This is a genomic window from Pseudomonas sp. PDM15 (assembly GCF_014851565.1).
In the GTDB taxonomy this organism is placed as follows: domain Bacteria; phylum Pseudomonadota; class Gammaproteobacteria; order Pseudomonadales; family Pseudomonadaceae; genus Aquipseudomonas.
Map to the genome: position 1 here is coordinate 639,587 of NZ_JACVAA010000004.1, position 17,607 is coordinate 657,193.

Consider the following 17,607-nt stretch of genomic DNA (forward strand, 5'->3'; position numbering starts at 1 on the left):
GGTCGTGCTAGGGCTCTTCAATAAGAAAGCGAATACGCTTCTGGGGATCGACATCAGCTCGACCTCGGTCAAGCTCCTTGAATTGAGTCGCTCGGGAAGCCGCTACAAAGTAGAGGCCTACGCAGTCGAGCCGCTCCCGCCAAATGCGGTGGTCGAAAAGAACATTGCTGAGCTGGAAGGGGTCGGTCAGGCCCTTTCTCGCGTGCTCAGCAAGGCCAAGACCGGCGTGCGTACCGTCGCCGTCGCAGTGGCCGGTTCTGCGGTGATCACCAAGACCATCGAGATGGAAGCTGGGCTCAACGACGACGAGCTGGAAAACCAGCTGAAAATCGAAGCCGATCAGTACATTCCCTATCCCCTCGAAGAAGTGGCAATCGACTTCGAAGTCCAGGGCGTCTCTGCGCGCAATCCCGAGCGGGTCGAAGTGCTGTTGGCAGCGTGCCGGAAAGAGAACGTCGAGGTCCGCGAGGCGGCACTTGGCCTTTCCGGTCTGACCGCCAAGGTGGTCGACGTCGAGGCTTACGCTCTGGAGCGCGCGTACAGTTTGCTCGAGTCCCAGCTCGGCGGCCGTACCGATGAGCTGACCGTAGCCGTTGTCGATATCGGCGCCACCATGACCACGCTTAGTGTTTTGCACAATGGTCGCACCATCTATACCCGCGAACAGCTTTTCGGCGGTCGTCAGCTAACGGAAGAGATTCAGCGTCGCTACGGTCTTTCCGTTGAAGAAGCTGGTCTGGCCAAGAAGCAGGGCGGTCTTCCTGATGACTACGAGAATGAAGTACTGCAACCCTTCAAAGAGGCCGTGGTACAGCAGGTTTCGCGTTCTCTGCAGTTCTTCTTCGCAGCAGGCCAATTCAATGATGTGGATTACATCCTCCTAGCTGGTGGCACCGCTTCCATTCCCGATCTCGATCGGCTGATTCAGCAGAAGATCGGTACTCCCACTTTGGTTGCCAACCCATTTGCCGATATGGCGTTGGGCGGCAAGGTCAATGCCGGTGCGCTGGCTAGCGACGCACCGTCCTTGATGATTGCCTGTGGTCTGGCGATGAGGAGTTTCGACTAATGGCGCGGATTAACTTACTGCCATGGCGTGAGCAGCTCCGGGAAGAGCGCAAGCAGCGCTTCCTTGTGGCAATGGGCGGCACGCTGGTTATTGCAGGTGGGTTGATATTTTTAGGCGGTCAGTACCTTGGCGGTGCGATCGATCAACAGAATGCCCGCAACGAGTTTATTAAAAAAGAAATTGCTGTCCTTGATGCGCGCATTAAAGAAATCAGCGAGCTGAAGGAGCGACGTCAGCAGTTACTTGAGCGAATGAAAATCATTCAGGACTTGCAGGGTAATCGGCCAATTATCGGGCGGATCTTTGATCAGTTGGTGCGGACTCTTCCGGATGGGGTTTATTTTACGGAGTTGAAGCGCACCGATAAGAGTATTGCCATCGTTGGTGCTGCAGAGTCGAATAATCGCGTTTCTAGTTTGATGCGCAATTTGGATGCATCGGAATGGTTGGTTGCGCCGAACCTGACCGAGGTTAAAGCGGTGACTGCAGGAGCAGTGGATCAGGCTAACACCTTCCAATTGACTGTTCTGCAGACACAGCCAGGAGAGGACGAGGGGGCTGCGAAGTCTGCCGGCAAAGATTCTTCGGTCAAGTCTCAGGCTAATAACAATGGCGGTAAAAAACCATGAGTCTCGCGGAGTCCATTGAGTCCCTCAAAAAGGTAGATCTATCGGATCTAGATCTGAATAATTTAGGTTCTTGGCCGGCGGCGGTTAAGGTTATTAGCTGTATCCTGCTGCTTATTGTGGCGCTAGCCTTGGGCTATAACTTCTATCTTAAGGAGTTGCAGGGTAAGCTCGATCAGCATCGGGTGGAAGAGCAAACTCTTAAAGATCAGTTTTCAGCTAAAGCGTTTCAAGCTGCCAATCTTGACGCCTACAAAGTGCAAATGAAGGAAATGGAGGAGTCTTTTGGTACGCTTCTTCGTCAGCTGCCTAGTGATACAGAGGTTCCCGGCTTGCTGGAGGATATAACTAGGACTGGATTGGGGAGTGGTTTGGAGTTCGAGGAAATCAAACTGCAACCTGAGGTGGTTCAGCAATTTTACGTGGAGCTGCCAATCCAGATGGCGGTAGTTGGTGGCTATCACGATCTTGCGACTTTTGTCAGTGGTGTTGCCAGTTTGCCTCGAATCGTCACTTTGCATGATTTTGAAATAAAGCTTGCAGAGGAAGAAAGCACATCCAAGTTGCGCATGAGTGTTCTTGCTAAGACATATCGATATAACGATGAGGGGCTGAAGAAATGAAATTAATTCAGCCTGTTCTCAGTTTGGTTGTATTGATGGTTTTAGCTGGGTGCTCGGGCGGTTCGGATTTTTCCGACTTGCAGGCCTATATGGATGAAGTCAGGGCTCGCCCCAAAGGCGCTATTGAGCCATTGCCGAAATTTCAGCCATATGAAGCTTTCACCTACAGTGCCGCTGCTTTGCGTGCACCATTCCAACCGCCAATAAAAGTAGATGTTACCAGTCGGCAAAAGGGCTCTAAAGATATTAAGCCAGATGAGTCTAGGGTTCGGCAGTTCTTGGAAGGCTTCAACATCGAAACCTTTGAGATGGTGGGGACGCTGGGGGGCGATGAGGCTATTTTCGGCCTTGTAAAGGGGGCTGGCGGGGTTCATCGAGTAAAAGTTGGCGATTACCTGGGGCGCAATCACGGTCAAGTGATGGTGATCGACGAATCTAAGATTGATGTTGTTGAAATTGTTCCCGATGGTGAGGGCGGCTGGTTAGAACGCCCCCGTAGCCTCACTCTCAAGGAGCGCTCCTGATGGGGCGGGTCAGAATGAAAAATAATTATGTGCATGCCGATCGGAGCAAGCTAATGAACAATGCATATACGCGTATAGGCGTTTCGCTAATTATGGCGCTATTTGCTCCATCCCTTTTGGCTGCAAATCTGCAGGGGCTTGATGTAGCTGCCCTTCCGGGCGACAAGGTTGAGTTGAAGCTGGCCTTTGATGAGCCGGTCACTGCGCCGCGTGGTTATACTATCGAGCAGCCAGCGCGTATTGCTTTGGATTTACCGGGGGTGGCAAACAAACTTGGCGCCAAGAATCGGGAGCTTGGTGTGGGCAATGCTCGAAGCGTTACGGTCGTGGAAACCAAGGATCGGACGCGCCTGATTATTAATCTCTCTGCTTTGGTTCCGTATAGTACTCGTGCTGAAGGCAACAATCTTTATGTTGTCGTCGGTGAGGGTAGTAACGGCCCTGCTGTCGCTAGTTCTGCTGTGGTTTCGTCTCCTGCTCTTTCTGCTCCAGTTGACCGCACTAAATATGTTGGTGTGCGCTCGGTGCGCGGCATTGACTTTCAGCGTGGCGAGGGGGGGGAGGGCAATGTTGTCATTGAACTTTCGGATCCATCAGTATCGGCTGACATTCAGGAGCAAGGGGGAAAGATTCGTTTGGATTTTGCCAAAGCTCAGCTGCCTGACAGTCTGCGAGTGAAGCTGGACGTCAAGGACTTTGCTACTCCGGTGCAATTTGTTACGGCGTCGGAGGGTGATGGCAAAGTTAGTATTAATATCGAGCCAACAGGGTTCTACGATTACCTCGCTTTTCAGACTGATAACAAGCTCACCATCAGTGTTAAGCCGCTAACCCAAGATGATGTTGAGAAGAGAAAGTCTGAACGCTTCATGTACTCCGGCGAGAAGTTATCTCTTAATTTCCAAGATATTGATGTTCGCTCGGTGCTGCAGCTAATTGCTGATTTTACCGATCTCAACCTCGTGGCCAGTGACACCGTCCAAGGTAACATCACTTTGCGTTTGCAGAATGTACCATGGGATCAAGCGCTTGATCTGGTGTTGAAAACTCGAGGGCTGGATAAGCGAAAAGTGGGCAACGTTCTCCTGATTGCTCCTGCTGATGAAATTGCTGCGCGTGAACGCCAGGAGTTGGAGTCTAAGAATCAGATTGCTGAGCTGGCGCCGTTGCGTCGTGAATTAATTCAAATCAATTACGCCAAGGCCTCCGATATTGCTGCCCTGTTTCAGTCTGTTGCTGGAATAGATGGCGAGGAAGACTCAGCGAATGGGGCTAGTGTTGAGCGGGGCTCTGTAACGGTTGATGATCGCACTAATAGTATTATTGCGTATCAAACTCAGGAGAGGCTGGATGAGCTGCGTCGGATAGTTGCCCAATTGGACATTCCGGTCCGGCAGGTTATGATCGAGGCTCGAATTGTCGAGGCTAATGTTGATTATGATAAGGAGCTCGGTGTCCGTTGGGGGGGGGCCACTAACCTTCAGGGCGATAGCAACTGGAGCATCTATGGCAATGATGATAAGGGTGACGAGGGCGGCAACACAGGGGATGATGTGACGGCGAATGTGCCCTTTGTTGATCTCGGCTCAGCTAACCGCACATCAGGTATTGGTATAGGCTTTATTACGGATAATGTTTTGCTGGACTTAGAGTTGTCGGCAATGGAAAAAACGGGGAATGGCGAGGTGATTTCTCAGCCGAAAGTTGTCACCTCTGACAAGGAAACCGCTAAGATATTGAAGGGGACGGAGGTTCCGTACGAGGAGTCCAGCTCTAGTGGCGCAACCACCATTGCCTTTAAGGAGGCGGCATTGTCTCTGGAGGTTACACCTCAAATTACTCCGGATAATCGAATAATCATGGAGGTGAAAGTTAATAAAGATGAGCCTGACTATCAGAATGCTTTGAATAACGTTCCTCCTATCAAGAAAAACGAAGTGAATGCTAAGGTGCTTGTAAGTGATGGAGAGACTATCGTCATCGGTGGGGTATTCTCTAATGAGCAGTCCAAGTCCGTCGACAAAGTTCCATTGCTCGGTGATATGCCTTTTGTTGGGCGCTTGTTCCGTAGAGACGTTGTGAAGGATACTAAGAATGAGCTGCTCGTCTTCATTACGCCCCGCATCATGAACAACCAAGCCATTGCGATAAGCAAGTAATAGTGCAGAATGTGATCCTGGTTGGCCCGATGGGGGCTGGTAAGAGCACCATCGGGCGGTTGTTGGCGAAGGAGCTAAGGCTGCACTTCAAGGATTCGGACAAGGAAATCGAGCAGCGCACCGGTGCCGATATTCCTTGGATCTTCGATGTGGAAGGCGAGCAGGGTTTTCGCGAGCGTGAGCAAGCGATGATCGCGGAGCTCTGCGAGCTTGGTGGTGTAGTGATTGCCACAGGTGGTGGGGTCGTGTTGCGGCCTGAGAACCGCCAGGCGCTACGCGAGGGGGGGCGGGTCGTATATCTGCACGCCTCCGTCGAGCAGCAACTGGAGCGCACTTCTCGAGATCGCAATCGGCCTCTGCTGCGCAATGCGGAGCCTGGCAAGGTATTGCGCAACCTGATGGAAATTCGTGATCCGCTCTACCGAGAGATCGCGGATGTGATCATTGAGACGGATGAGCGGCCGCCGCGTCTAGTGGTGCAGGAAATCATCGATCGCCTCGAGGCACTGCCTTCCCGTTAAAGAGCGCGTCTATCTGCGTTATCCTATGCCCTTTCTGTTCGGGGGCTTCATGCAGACTCTTACTGTCGATCTTGGTGAGCGCAGCTATCCCATCTATATCGGGGAGGGGCTGCTCGCTCGTTCTGATCTGTTCAAGCCTCACTTGGCGGGGCGTCAGGTGGCGATCGTCACCAACGAAACCGTTGCTCCTCTCTATCTCGATACTCTTCAGCAATCCCTGAAGGGGCAGGACATCGCGTCAGTGGTGCTGCCCGATGGCGAAAGTTTCAAGACCTGGGAAACCCTGCAGCTGATCTTCGATGGCCTGCTCGAGGCGCGGCATGATCGCAAGACTACGGTCATCGCTCTGGGCGGTGGAGTTGTCGGCGATATGGCTGGTTTCGCGGCAGCCTGCTATCAGCGTGGCGTTGACTTCATCCAGGTGCCGACTACCTTGCTGTCCCAGGTGGACTCTTCCGTTGGCGGCAAGACCGGTATCAACCACCCACTGGGCAAGAACATGGTGGGCGCCTTCTACCAGCCCAATGCGGTGATCATCGATACGACCGTCCTTGGTACCCTGCCTGCGCGCGAGCTGTCTGCCGGGCTCGCCGAAGTGATCAAGTACGGACTGATCTGCGATCTGGAGTTTCTGGGCTGGCTGGAAGAGAACATCGATGCATTGCGTTCGCTGCAGCCTGAAGCCCTCGTCGAGGCTATCGAGCGCTCCTGCGCGGCCAAGGCACGGGTGGTTGGGTTGGATGAGCGCGAGTCTGGCCTGCGCGCCATCCTGAACCTCGGGCATACCTTCGGTCATGCCGTCGAGACGCATATGGGCTATGGCGAATGGCTGCACGGTGAGGCGGTGGCGGCCGGTACGGCCATGGCGCTGGAGATGTCGACTCGCCTGGGCTGGATCTCGACTGCCGATCGTGATCGCGGCATTCGTCTTCTGCTGCGAGCCGGTCTGCCCGTGGTTCCGCCCGTCGAAATGAAGCCCGAAGATTTTCTTGAGCACATGGCGGTCGACAAGAAAGTGCTCGATGGCCGCCTGCGCCTAGTCTTGCTGCGTCAGCTCGGCGAGGCCGTGATTACCGATGACTTCCCGCGGGAAGTTCTGGATGCCACCTTGCGCGCAGACTATCGCGCGCTGCTGGCTCAGCTTGGAGAATAAGAGAGCTACATGACCAGTTTGCATGCCGACGAGGCGCTCCTCGCGCACTACCAGTTCAGTCATGACCCCTTTGCTGCGCGGGTGCCGGGCTTCCGCTTCTATCCGGCCCAGCGCAAGCCGGTGTTGGGTCAACTGCACCACCTGGCCCGCTACAGCCAACTGCTGCTAGTGGTGACCGGCCCGCATGGCAGCGGCAAGACATTGCTGCGCCAGGCGCTGGTTGCCAGCACCAACAAGCAGGCCGTGCAGTCGGTGGTCGTCTCCGCGCGCGGCGCCGGGGATGTCGCCGGCGTGCTGCGCCAGGTCGCTCAGGGGCTGGGCATGCAGCAGATGGATGTGCGCAGCGTCCTGGCTCAGGTGGCGCAGCTGGCGCTGACCGGGCAGGAGGTCTACCTGCTGGTGGATGACGCCGAGCAGCTGGCCGATGCCGCCCTCGACGCCTTGTTCACCTTGGCGGCGGGCAATGCCGATGGTCGGCCGCATGTATTCCTGTTTGCCGAGAGCGAGATTTTGCCGCGGCTCGAGCTGATGGCCGATGGCGAGGAGCGCTTCCACGCGGTCGAGCTTATGCCGTACAGCGAGGACGAGACCCGTGAATACCTGGCGCAGCGCCTCGATGGTGCGGGCCAAGGTATCGACCTGCTGAGCGACGATCAGGTCAGCGATATTCACCTGAGCTCCGGCGGCTGGCCGGGTGCGATCAATCAGGCGGCGCGCGAGGTGCTGGTCGAGGCCATGCTGGCGAGCCGGAGTGCCAGTGCTGGCTCGTCCGGTGTCGGCTTGCCGAAGAAACATCTGCTGGCGCTGGCCGTTGTTGCCGTTGCGCTCGGCGCCGCCTGGTTGATGCAGGGGCGGACGGAAAGTACACCGCCAGTTGTCGCCGAGGCTCCGATCGATTTGCTGCCGCAGAGTGCCGCGCCCGTGGTTGCCGATGCGCAGCAGTCGGCGAGTGCGCCCGCGACTCCGGCGCAGGCCCCTGCTGCCGTGGAGTTCAGTGGCGCCAGCCAGCCGCTGCCGCTGCCCTTGGTGGGCGAAGCGCAGCCGGTGATCCGAGAGCCGCTGGCCCAGGCCTCCGGCATGGAGGATGACGAGGCGGGAGCTGCTGCCGGCCAGGAGGCGGTACCGTCTGCGGTGCAGCCAACTCCGGCCGCTACGCCGGTTCCGGTCGTAGCTGCCCCGGTAGTTCCGACTGTGGCGAGCGTGCCGGCAGCGGCGCCAGTCGCTCCGATTGCCGCCAAGCCTGCGCCGGCTCCTGTTGCCGTGGCTCCGGTGGTCAAGCCTGTGCCCGCGCCCGCTCCGGCTACTGCAGCGAAACCTGCGCCAATGCCCAAGCCTGCTGCTGCGCCTTCGGCCAGTCCGGCCGTGGTGGCCAGCGCTGCGCCAGCTCCGGGTGGCGAGTGGTACGCCAGCCGTCCGTCGGGCAATTACGCTCTGCAGATCCTGGGTACTCGCTCCGAGAGCAGCGCCAAGGCGTTCGTCAGCAAGAACGGTGGTGAATACCGTTACTTCAAGAAGCTGCATCAGGGCCAGGCACTCTACGTGGTGACCTACGGGCAGTTCTCCAGTCGCGCTGCCGCCCAGGCAGCGGTCAAGTCGCTGCCAGCGGCCGTGCAGGCCGGCAAACCCTGGCCGCGCAGCTTCGCCAGCATCCAGCAAGAGGCGGTGCGGGCCCGCTAGTGGCCCGTGGATTGCCTCTCATTTGGTGACCGGCTGGTCCTAGCACGGGCCTCTGGTCGCCGCCTTTCTTCCAGGCGACAGAAGTTTTCATTTGGCCGTCACAAAAATTTGTGAGGGCCGGGGTCGCTATGTAAAATGACCCCCCTTTGCCTGCGCCAAGCTGGGGCACAGCCCTGCGCGGAAGGCAGCTAGGTCGATGAATTAGAAAGCAATTTGCCTCTCGAGGCAGCCTGGTGAGAGTGTCTATGAAAGCAGGTCTATACCATCCTGATCAGTTCAAGGATAACTGCGGCTTCGGCTTGATCGCCCACATGCAGGGCGAGGCGAGCCATCACTTGCTGAATACTGCCATTGAAGCCCTGACCTGCATGACCCACCGCGGCGGCATCAACGCCGACGGCAAGACCGGTGACGGTTGTGGTCTGTTGATTCAGAAGCCTGATCTGTTCCTGCGCGCCATCGCCAAGGAACAGTTCGGCAGCGAACTGCCGCAGCAGTACGCCGTGGGCATGGTGTTCTTCAACCAGAACCCGGCCAAGGCCGAGGCCGCCCGCGCCAATATGAACCGCGAGATCGAGGCCGCTGGCCTGCAGCTGATCGGCTGGCGCAAGGTGCCGGTGGATACCAGCGTGCTCGGCCGCCTGGCCCTGGAGCGCCTGCCGCAGATCGAGCAGGTGTTCATCGGTGGCGCTGGCCTCGACGACCAGCAGTTCGCCATCAAGCTGTTCAGCGCCCGTCGTCGCTCCTCGGTGGCCAACGCCGCCGACACCGACCATTACATCTGCAGCTTCTCGCCGAAGACCATCATCTATAAAGGCCTGATGATGCCGGCGGACCTGCAGCAGTTCTATCCGGACCTCGGTGACGAGCGCCTGCAGACCGCGATCTGCGTGTTCCACCAGCGCTTCTCCACCAACACCCTGCCGAAATGGCCGCTGGCGCAGCCGTTCCGCTTCCTCGCCCACAACGGCGAGATCAACACCATCACCGGCAACCGCAACTGGGCCGTGGCCCGTCGCCTGAAGTTCGCCAACGAGCTGATTCCGGACCTGGAAGAGCTGGGCCCGCTGGTCAACCGCGTCGGCTCCGACTCCTCGAGCATGGACAACATGCTCGAGCTGATGGTCACCGGCGGTATCGACCTGTTCCGCGGCGTGCGCATGATCATTCCGCCGGCCTGGCAGAACATGGAGACCATGGACGCCGACCTGCGCGCGTTCTACGAGTACAACTCCATGCACATGGAGCCGTGGGACGGCCCTGCCGGCGTGGTGATGACCGACGGTCGTCACGCCGTCTGCCTGCTCGACCGCAACGGCCTGCGCCCGGCGCGCTGGGTCACCACCAAGAACGGCTACATCACCCTGGCGTCGGAAATCGGCGTGTGGGACTACAAGCCGGAAGACGTGATCGCCAAGGGCCGTGTCGGCCCGGGCCAGATCCTCGCGGTGGACACCGAGACCGGCCAGGTGCTGGACACCGATGCCATCGACAACCGTCTGAAGTCGCGCCATCCCTACAAGCAGTGGCTGCGCCAGAACGCCGTGCGCATCCAGGCCAAGCTGGACGACGACCATGGCGTGGCTAGCTACGACGCTGACCAGCTCAAGCAGTACATGAAGATGTTCCAGGTCACCTTCGAGGAGCGTGACCAGGTGCTGCGCCCGCTCGGTGAGCAGGGCCAGGAAGCCGTGGGTTCGATGGGCGACGACACGCCGATGGCTGTGCTGTCGCAGCGCATCCGTTCGCCCTACGACTACTTCCGCCAGCAGTTCGCCCAGGTGACCAACCCGCCGATCGACCCGCTGCGCGAGTCGATCGTCATGTCCCTGGAAATCTGCCTGGGCGCTGAGCGCAACATCTTCGAAGAGTCCCCGGCCCACGCCAGCCGCGTCATGCTGAGCAGCCCGGTGATCTCCCCGGCCAAGTGGCGCGCGCTGATGAGCCTGACCACCCCGGGCTTCGAGCGTCACGTCATCGACCTCAACTACGATCCGGCCATCGGTCTGGAAGCCGCGGTGCGCAACATCGCCGACCAGGCCGAGGAAGCCGTGCGTGCCGGCAAGGTGCTGCTGGTCCTCACCGACCGTCATATCGCCCCGGGCAAGCTGCCGGCGCATGCCGCGCTGGCCACCGGCGCCGTGCACCATCGTCTGACCGAGAAGGGCCTGCGTTGCGACTGCAACATCCTGGTCGAGACCGCCACCGCCCGCGACCCGCACCACTTCGCCGTGCTGGTGGGCTTCGGCGCCTCCGCCGTGTACCCGTTCCTGGCGTACGAAGTGCTGGCCGACCTGATCCGCACCGGTGAAGTGCTGGGCGACCTCTACGAGGTGTTCAAGTACTACCGCAAGGGCATCTCCAAAGGCCTGCTGAAGATCCTGTCGAAGATGGGTATCTCCACCGTCGCCTCCTACCGTGGTGCTCAACTGTTCGAGGCAGTCGGCCTGTCCGACGAAGTCACCGAGCTGTGCTTCCGTGGTGTCGCCAGCCGCATCCAGGGTGCGCGCTTCGTCGACATCGAGGCCGAGCAGAAGCTGCTGGCCAACGAGGCCTGGAACAACCGCAAGGCTATCCAGCAGGGTGGTCTGCTCAAGTTCGTCTACGGTGGCGAGTACCACGCCTACAACCCGGATGTGGTCAACACCCTGCAGGCTGCCGTGCAGCAGGGCAGCTACGAGAAGTACCAGGAGTACGCCGCGCTGGTGGACAACCGCCCGGTGTCGATGATCCGCGACCTGCTGCAGCTCAAGCTGGCCGACCAGCCGCTGCCGCTGGATCAGGTCGAGTCGCTGAGCGACGTGCTCAAGCGCTTCGACTCCGCCGGTATTTCTCTCGGCGCCCTGTCGCCGGAAGCCCACGAGGCCATCGCCGAGGCGATGAACCGCCTGGGCGCACGCTCCAACTCCGGTGAGGGCGGCGAAGACCCGGCCCGCTACGGCACCGTGCGCAGCTCCAAGATCAAGCAGGTGGCCACCGGCCGCTTCGGTGTGACCCCGGAATACCTGGTCAACGCCGAAGTGCTGCAGATCAAGGTGGCCCAGGGCGCCAAGCCCGGCGAGGGCGGCCAGCTGCCAGGCGGCAAGGTCAACGGCCTGATCGCGCGTCTGCGTTATGCCGTGCCCGGTGTGACCCTGATCTCGCCGCCGCCGCACCACGACATCTACTCGATCGAGGACCTGTCGCAGCTGATCTTCGACCTCAAGCAGGTCAACCCGGCCGCACTGGTCTCGGTCAAGCTGGTGGCGGAAGCCGGTGTCGGCACCATCGCCGCCGGCGTGGCCAAGGCCTACGCCGACCTGATCACCATCTCCGGCTACGATGGCGGTACCGGCGCTTCGCCGCTCACCTCCATCAAGTACGCCGGCTCGCCGTGGGAGCTCGGCCTGGCCGAAACCCACCAGACCCTGCGCGGCAACGATCTGCGCGGCAAGGTACGGGTGCAGACCGACGGTGGCCTGAAAACCGGCCTCGACGTGATCAAGGCCGCCATCCTCGGCGCCGAGAGCTTCGGCTTCGGCACCGGCCCGATGGTCGCCCTGGGCTGCAAGTACCTGCGCATCTGCCACCTGAACAACTGCGCCACCGGCGTGGCCACCCAGAACGACAAGCTGCGCAAGGACCACTTCATCGGCACCGTCGAAATGGTGATGAACTACTTCACCTATGTCGCCGAAGACACCCGCCAGTGGCTGGCCAAGCTGGGCGTACGCAGCCTGGGTGAGCTGATCGGCCGTACCGACCTGCTCAACGTACTGCCGGGCGAGACCGACAAGCAGGGCAACCTGGATCTGACTCCGCTGCTCGGCAGTGACCATATCCCGGCCGACAAGCCGCAGTTCTGCGAAGTCGAGAAGAACCCGCCGTTCGACCAGGGCCTGCTGGCCGAGAAGATGGTCGAGTTGGCCAAGGCCGCCATCGCCGGCAAGACCGGTGGCGAGTACGAGCTGGACATCTGCAACTGCGACCGCTCCATCGGTGCCCGTGTCTCCGGCGAAATCGCCAAGCAGCACGGCAACCAGGGCATGAAGGACGCGCCGATCACCTTCCGCTTCAAGGGCACCGCGGGCCAGAGCTTCGGCGTGTGGAACGCCGGCGGCCTGCACCTGCGCCTGGAGGGCGACGCCAACGACTACGTCGGCAAGGGCATGACCGGCGGCAAGCTGGTGATCACCCCGCCGGCCGGCAGCCCGTTCAAGACCCAGGAGTCGGCCATCGTCGGCAACACCTGCCTGTACGGTGCCACCGGCGGCAAGCTGTTCGCCGCCGGTACCGCCGGTGAGCGTTTCGCCGTGCGCAACTCCGGCGCCCACGCCGTGGTGGAAGGCACTGGCGACCACTGCTGCGAGTACATGACCGGCGGTTTCGTCTGCGTACTGGGCAAGACCGGCGTCAACTTCGGTTCGGGCATGACCGGCGGCTTCGCCTACGTGCTCGACCTGGACAACGGCTTCGTCGACCGCGTCAACCACGAGCTGGTGGAAATCCAGCGCATCAGCAACGAGGCCATGGAGGCCTACCGTAGCCACCTGCGCGGCGTGCTGAGCGAATACGTGGCGGAAACTTCCAGTCCCTGGGGCACTCACCTGCTCGAGAATCTGGAGGATTACCTGCGCAAATTCTGGCTGGTCAAGCCGAAGGCCGCGAGCCTCGGTTCGCTGCTCTCCAGCACCCGTGCCAATCCGCAATAACAGCGCCTGAAGTGGTTTGATGAGGTTTTAAAATGACTGAACGTCTGAACAACGACTTCCAGTTCATCGAGGTCGGGCGCAAGGATCCGAAGAAGAAGCTCCTGCGCCAGCGCAAGAAGGAGTTCGTGGAAATCTACGAACCCTTCAAGCCGGCCCAGGCCGCCGACCAGGCACACCGTTGCCTGGGTTGCGGCAACCCGTATTGCGAGTGGAAGTGCCCGGTGCACAACTTCATTCCCAACTGGTTGAAGCTGGTTTCCGAAGGCAACATCCTGGCCGCCGCCGAGCTGAGCCACCAGACCAACACCCTGCCGGAAGTCTGCGGCCGCGTGTGTCCGCAGGATCGTCTGTGCGAGGGTGCCTGTACCCTCAACGACGGCTTCGGCGCGGTGACCATCGGTTCGGTGGAGAAGTACATCACCGATACCGCCTTCGCCATGGGTTGGCGTCCGGACATGTCCAAGGTCAAGCCGACCGGCAAGCGTGTCGCCGTGATCGGTGCCGGCCCGGCCGGCCTGGGCTGTGCCGACGTACTGGTGCGCAACGGCGTGACCCCGGTGGTGTTCGACAAGAACCCGGAAATCGGCGGCCTGCTGACCTTCGGCATCCCCGAGTTCAAGCTGGAGAAGACCGTGATGAGCCGTCGTCGCGAAGTCTTCACCGGCATGGGTATCGAGTTCCGCCTGAACACTGAAATCGGCAAGGACGTGACCATGCAGCAACTGCTGGATGAGTACGATGCCGTGTTCATGGGCATGGGCACCTACACCTACATGAAGGGCGGCTTCCCGGGTGAGGACCTGCCGGGCGTCACCGACGCGCTGGACTTCCTGATCGCCAACGTCAACCGCAACCTCGGCTTCGAGAAGTCCCCCGAGGACTTCATCGACATGAAGGGCAAGCGCGTGGTCGTGCTCGGCGGCGGCGACACGGCGATGGACTGCAACCGCACCTCCATCCGCCAGGGCGCCAAGGCCGTGACCTGCGCCTACCGTCGTGACGAAGAGAACATGCCGGGCTCGCGCAAGGAAGTGAAGAACGCCAAGGAAGAGGGCGTGAAGTTCCTCTTCAACCGCCAGCCCATCGCCATCGTCGGCGAGGACAAGGTGGAAGGCGTCAAGGTGGTCGAGACCCGTCTCGGCGAGCCGGACGCCCGTGGCCGCCGCAGCCCCGAGCCGATCCCGGGCTCCGAGGAAATCATCCCGGCCGAAGCCGTGCTGATCGCCTTCGGTTTCCGCCCGAGCCCGGCCGCCTGGTTCAGCGACTTCAAGATTGACACCGACAGCCAGGGCCGTGTGGTGGCGCCGGAGCAGAACCAGTTCAAGCACCAGACCAGCAACCCGAAGATCTTCGCCGGTGGCGACATGGTGCGTGGTTCCGACCTGGTGGTGACGGCGATCTTCGAAGGCCGTAACGCCGCCGAAGGCATCCTCGACTACCTCGGCGTCTGATCCTCGGCGCCCCATCCCGGGGCGTCTGCGCGGCTAGCCTGCTAGCCGCGCGGATCAACTCTCTCTTCCTAAGCTTCCCCAAGGCCCCGCCGCTCGTACCCGGTGCACTTGCCTGCACGCGCGGTACATGGCCGTCGTGTGCCTGGTACGACTCCTGCTTCGCTTCCTCTCGCATCCATCCGGCTCGCCATCTGGCGAGGCCCATGACCCGCGTGAGGACTACCCATGGACAAGCAGCAAATGAGCACGGCCATCATCCAGGCCCGCCAGCGTCTCGGCATCAGCTGGGCCGAACTGGCCCGCACCATCGAGATGTCACCGGTGTGGACCACCTCGGCCTGCCTCGGCATGAACAGCATGCCGGCCGACAAGGCCGAAGCCCTGTGCCGCGCGCTGGACCTGCCCGGCGAGGTCGCCCTGGCCCTGCAGGCCTTCCCGCACAAGCACTGGGACAAGACGGTGCCGACCGATCCGCTGGTGTACCGCTTCTACGAGATGATCAATGTCTACGGTGACACCATCAAGGAGCTGATCCAGGAGGAGTTCGGCGACGGCATCATGAGCGCCATCGACTTCAGCATGGATATCTCGCGGGTCGCCGACCCCAAGGGCGACCGCGTACAGATAGTGCTCAACGGCAAGTTTCTGCCTTACAAGGCCTGGTGACGCCGGCGCGGCATAAGGTCGCGATAGACAAAAGGCACGGCACTCGCCGTGCCTTTTGTTTTTGGGTCTGCGAAAATGCCCGCACTTTTTCTGCGCCACGGTGCGCGGCGCCCCTGTGATCCGGGGCCCGCCCGGAGGAGGGGGACGCCACTGGCCGACTCCCGCACAATCCCCCGCCGTTAAGTTTCCCTGCCGTATTTCCAGGAACCCTGCCGATGTCCGCCCTGAAGAACGACCGTTTCCTGCGCGCCCTGCTCAAGCAGCCCGTCGACGTCACCCCGGTGTGGATGATGCGCCAGGCCGGCCGTTACCTGCCGGAGTACCGTGCCACCCGCGCCAAGGCAGGTGACTTCGTCAGCCTGATGAAGAACCCCGAACTGGCCTGCGAAGTCACCATCCAGCCGCTGGACCGCTACCCGCAGCTGGATGCGGCAATCCTGTTCTCCGACATCCTCACCATCCCCGACGCCATGGGCCAGGGCCTGTACTTCGAGACTGGCGAAGGTCCGCGCTTCAAGAAGGTCATTAGCTCGCTGGCCGATATCGAGGCCCTGCCGATCCCCGATCCGGAGAAGGACCTGGGCTACGTGATGGACGGCGTGCGCAATATCCGCCGCGAGCTGAACGGCCGCGTGCCGCTGATCGGCTTCTCCGGCAGCCCCTGGACCCTGGCCACCTACATGGTCGAGGGCGGCTCCAGCCGCGACTTCCGCAAGTCCAAGGCGATGCTCTACGACAATCCGCAGGCCATGCACGCCCTCCTCGACAAGCTGGCCCGGTCGGTCACCGCCTACCTCAACGGCCAGATCCGCGCCGGTGCCCAGGCCGTGCAGATCTTCGACTCCTGGGGGGGCGCGCTGTCGGCCGCGGCCTATCAGGAGTTCTCCCTGCGCTACATGAAGCAGATCGTCGACGGCCTGATCCGCGAGCACGATGGTCGCCGCGTACCGGTGATCCTGTTCACCAAGGGCGGCGGCCTGTGGCTGGAGTCCATGGCCGAGACCGGCGCCGAGGCCCTGGGCCTGGACTGGACCTGCGATATCGGCAGCGCCCGCGCCCGCGTCGGCAGCAAGGTGGCCCTGCAGGGCAATATGGACCCTGCGGTGCTCTATGCGAAACCCGAGGCCATTCGCGCCGAGGTGGCGCGCATCCTGGCCAGCTTCGGCCAGGGCAGCGGTCAGGTGTTCAACCTCGGCCACGGCATTACCCCGGAAGTCGATCCGCAGCATGCCAAGGCCTTCTTCGAGGCTGTGCACGAGCTCTCGGCGCAATACCACCAGCAGTAACGACAAGGGCCGCAAATGCGGCCCTTGTGCTTTCTACCCTTCTCCCACTGGAAGATAGGGCTCTGGCCCCCGCTCAGCGCCCCTGGTTGTCCGCATCGGCCAGCAACTGGTCGATCACCGGAGTCATCTTGGTTTCCGTACTCTGATACTTCTTGACCGCCAGCAGGCCGCGGCCACGGAAGCGGTAGTAGGCACTGGCCAGCTGGCGCCCGTCGGCATCGCGGATACGCAGTTCGGCCAGCGACAGATAGGTGACCACCGACCAGGAGCGCCGCGCCGTATAGCTGAGCACCTGCGGGCAGCCGCTGGCGGGGATCTGCTTGTAAAGGCGGGTGTCGATGCCGTGGCGAGCGAAGCCACGCTGCAGGGTGCCGAGGAAGTCGTCCACCTGTACCTCGGGGTTCTCTTCGATGCACACCGAGTCGAGCGGTGTCTTCAGCGGCTCCACGCGGATCGTGGTGCAGGCACCGGTGAGGGCGATGAGCGGCAACAGCAGGCACAGGCGCAGCGACATGCGGTGATCCTCGAAAGGGCCGCATTTGAATTGCGGATGCGCCCGGAATGGGGAGCCGGTCCAAGCCGGCTGAGTAGCAACGATCTCGCGAGCTAGCGCCAGGCTAGGCGAAGACGGGCGAGGGCGCGCAGTTTACGAGGTGTAAATGAGCAACCCGAGCCCGGCTTCAACAACGCCTGGCCGACGCGCAGCAGATCGTTACTTGACGTTGGCCAGATCGGCCTTCAGGGCAACACCGGCCATGATCGCGCCAGCGTGGCACTCGTACTTCTGCGTGTCGGAGTAGACCACGTTCTTGTAGTTGCTGACGATGTTGACCACGGCGTTGGCACCGGCCTGCTTGGCGGCGTTCTGCATGCGGATCAGCGCGGACTGCAGGGCCCAGGAGCAGGCGCCTTCGTCGCTCTTGTTGAAGGCGTTGGTCTTCTGGCTGGTGGTCACGCCGGACTTCACGACGCTGGCCTTGACCGGGTTGCCGGCCAGGTAGAACTTCACGCTGCCATCCAGGCGCCCGGCGTTCAGGGCTTCCTGCACGGCCTGCTCGAACGGCAGAAAGTGGGTGGTGTCACGTGCCTGGCTGATGCCCGGGATAACAGCGAAGAGCAGGGCGGCCAGGGTCCAGTTTTTCAGTTTCATGGTCGTCTCCT

14 protein-coding genes are annotated in these 17,607 nt (G+C 60.9%); 12 read left to right on the plus strand and 2 right to left on the minus strand.

Annotated features, from left to right (window positions below):
- Window positions 1-4 precede the first annotated feature (4 nt).
- From IB232_RS14410 to hemE, 12 genes are all read left to right on the plus strand, one after another.
- Window positions 5-1,069 (plus strand): pilus assembly protein PilM, encoded by a 1,065-nt coding sequence (locus tag IB232_RS14410; protein WP_192399304.1) that lies wholly within the window; start codon window positions 5-7, stop codon window positions 1,067-1,069.
- A complete protein-coding gene (locus IB232_RS14415) occupies window positions 1,069-1,698 on the plus strand; it encodes a PilN domain-containing protein (protein ID WP_192399305.1) in 630 nt (209 codons plus the stop codon). Before IB232_RS14410 ends, IB232_RS14415 begins: the two co-directional genes overlap by 1 nt.
- Complete coding sequence (pilO, locus tag IB232_RS14420; protein WP_192399306.1) at window positions 1,695-2,318, plus strand: type 4a pilus biogenesis protein PilO; 624 nt, start codon at window positions 1,695-1,697, stop codon at window positions 2,316-2,318. The genes IB232_RS14415 and pilO overlap by 4 nt, the downstream gene beginning before the upstream one ends.
- Entirely contained in the window at window positions 2,315-2,842 is a 528-nt protein-coding gene (gene pilP / locus IB232_RS14425) for a type 4a pilus biogenesis lipoprotein PilP (RefSeq protein ID WP_192399307.1), read from the plus strand. Before pilO ends, pilP begins: the two co-directional genes overlap by 4 nt.
- A gap of 53 nt (window positions 2,843-2,895) precedes the next feature.
- Window positions 2,896-5,001, plus strand: coding sequence for a type IV pilus secretin PilQ (pilQ, locus tag IB232_RS14430; RefSeq protein ID WP_192399360.1), 2,106 nt, complete (start codon window positions 2,896-2,898; stop codon window positions 4,999-5,001).
- 2 nt (window positions 5,002-5,003) lie between these two features.
- The gene (gene aroK, locus IB232_RS14435; RefSeq protein WP_192399308.1) at window positions 5,004-5,522 is read left to right on the plus strand and encodes a shikimate kinase AroK; all 519 of its coding nucleotides are present in this window, start codon (window positions 5,004-5,006) and stop codon (window positions 5,520-5,522) included.
- Window positions 5,523-5,571: 49 nt separating this feature from the next.
- Window positions 5,572-6,675: a 3-dehydroquinate synthase gene (gene aroB, locus IB232_RS14440; RefSeq protein WP_192399361.1), complete on the plus strand. Its 1,104-nt coding sequence runs from the start codon at window positions 5,572-5,574 to the stop codon at window positions 6,673-6,675.
- Between the two features lie 9 nt (window positions 6,676-6,684).
- Window positions 6,685-8,352, plus strand: a complete 1,668-nt coding sequence (locus tag IB232_RS14445; RefSeq protein ID WP_192399309.1) for an AAA family ATPase — start codon at window positions 6,685-6,687, stop codon at window positions 8,350-8,352.
- 245 nt (window positions 8,353-8,597) lie between these two features.
- Window positions 8,598-13,043 carry a glutamate synthase large subunit gene (gene gltB, locus IB232_RS14450; RefSeq protein ID WP_192399310.1) on the plus strand — a complete coding sequence of 1,482 codons (4,446 nt, stop codon included), beginning with the start codon at window positions 8,598-8,600 and terminating at the stop codon, window positions 13,041-13,043.
- 32 nt (window positions 13,044-13,075) lie between these two features.
- Complete coding sequence (locus tag IB232_RS14455; RefSeq protein ID WP_192399311.1) at window positions 13,076-14,494, plus strand: FAD-dependent oxidoreductase; 1,419 nt, start codon at window positions 13,076-13,078, stop codon at window positions 14,492-14,494.
- 225 nt (window positions 14,495-14,719) lie between these two features.
- On the plus strand, window positions 14,720-15,160 hold the full coding sequence (gene cynS, locus IB232_RS14460) for a cyanase (RefSeq protein WP_192399312.1): 441 nt from the start codon (window positions 14,720-14,722) through the stop codon (window positions 15,158-15,160).
- Window positions 15,161-15,375: 215 nt separating this feature from the next.
- Window positions 15,376-16,446, plus strand: coding sequence for a uroporphyrinogen decarboxylase (gene hemE, locus IB232_RS14465; RefSeq protein WP_192399313.1), 1,071 nt, complete (start codon window positions 15,376-15,378; stop codon window positions 16,444-16,446).
- Window positions 16,447-16,519: 73 nt separating this feature from the next.
- On the opposite strand, the gene IB232_RS14470 is transcribed toward hemE, so the two are convergent.
- Complete coding sequence (locus tag IB232_RS14470) at window positions 16,520-16,960, minus strand: Sbal_3080 family lipoprotein (protein ID WP_192399314.1); 441 nt, start codon at window positions 16,958-16,960, stop codon at window positions 16,520-16,522.
- Window positions 16,961-17,158: 198 nt separating this feature from the next.
- Window positions 17,159-17,596, minus strand: a complete 438-nt coding sequence (locus IB232_RS14475) for an excinuclease (RefSeq protein ID WP_192399315.1) — start codon at window positions 17,594-17,596, stop codon at window positions 17,159-17,161.
- Between the last annotated feature and the right edge of the window lie 11 nt (window positions 17,597-17,607).

Excerpts from the sequence above, each read along its gene's own strand:
- IB232_RS14415 (WP_192399305.1), top strand. The coding sequence starts at position 1,069 with ATGGCGCGGATTAACTTACTGCCATGGCGTGAGCAGCTCCGGGAAGAG.
- pilO (WP_192399306.1), top strand. The coding sequence starts at position 1,695 with ATGAGTCTCGCGGAGTCCATTGAGTCCCTCAAAAAGGTAGATCTATCG.
- pilP (WP_192399307.1), top strand. The coding sequence starts at position 2,315 with ATGAAATTAATTCAGCCTGTTCTCAGTTTGGTTGTATTGATGGTTTTA.
- pilQ (WP_192399360.1), top strand. The coding sequence starts at position 2,896 with ATGAACAATGCATATACGCGTATAGGCGTTTCGCTAATTATGGCGCTA.
- aroB (WP_192399361.1), top strand. The coding sequence starts at position 5,572 with ATGCAGACTCTTACTGTCGATCTTGGTGAGCGCAGCTATCCCATCTAT.
- IB232_RS14445 (WP_192399309.1), top strand. The coding sequence starts at position 6,685 with ATGACCAGTTTGCATGCCGACGAGGCGCTCCTCGCGCACTACCAGTTC.
- gltB (WP_192399310.1), top strand. The coding sequence starts at position 8,598 with ATGAAAGCAGGTCTATACCATCCTGATCAGTTCAAGGATAACTGCGGC.
- IB232_RS14455 (WP_192399311.1), top strand. The coding sequence starts at position 13,076 with ATGACTGAACGTCTGAACAACGACTTCCAGTTCATCGAGGTCGGGCGC.
- cynS (WP_192399312.1), top strand. The coding sequence starts at position 14,720 with ATGGACAAGCAGCAAATGAGCACGGCCATCATCCAGGCCCGCCAGCGT.
- hemE (WP_192399313.1), top strand. The coding sequence starts at position 15,376 with ATGTCCGCCCTGAAGAACGACCGTTTCCTGCGCGCCCTGCTCAAGCAG.
- IB232_RS14470 (WP_192399314.1), bottom strand. The coding sequence starts at position 16,960 with ATGTCGCTGCGCCTGTGCCTGCTGTTGCCGCTCATCGCCCTCACCGGT.
- IB232_RS14475 (WP_192399315.1), bottom strand. The coding sequence starts at position 17,596 with ATGAAACTGAAAAACTGGACCCTGGCCGCCCTGCTCTTCGCTGTTATC.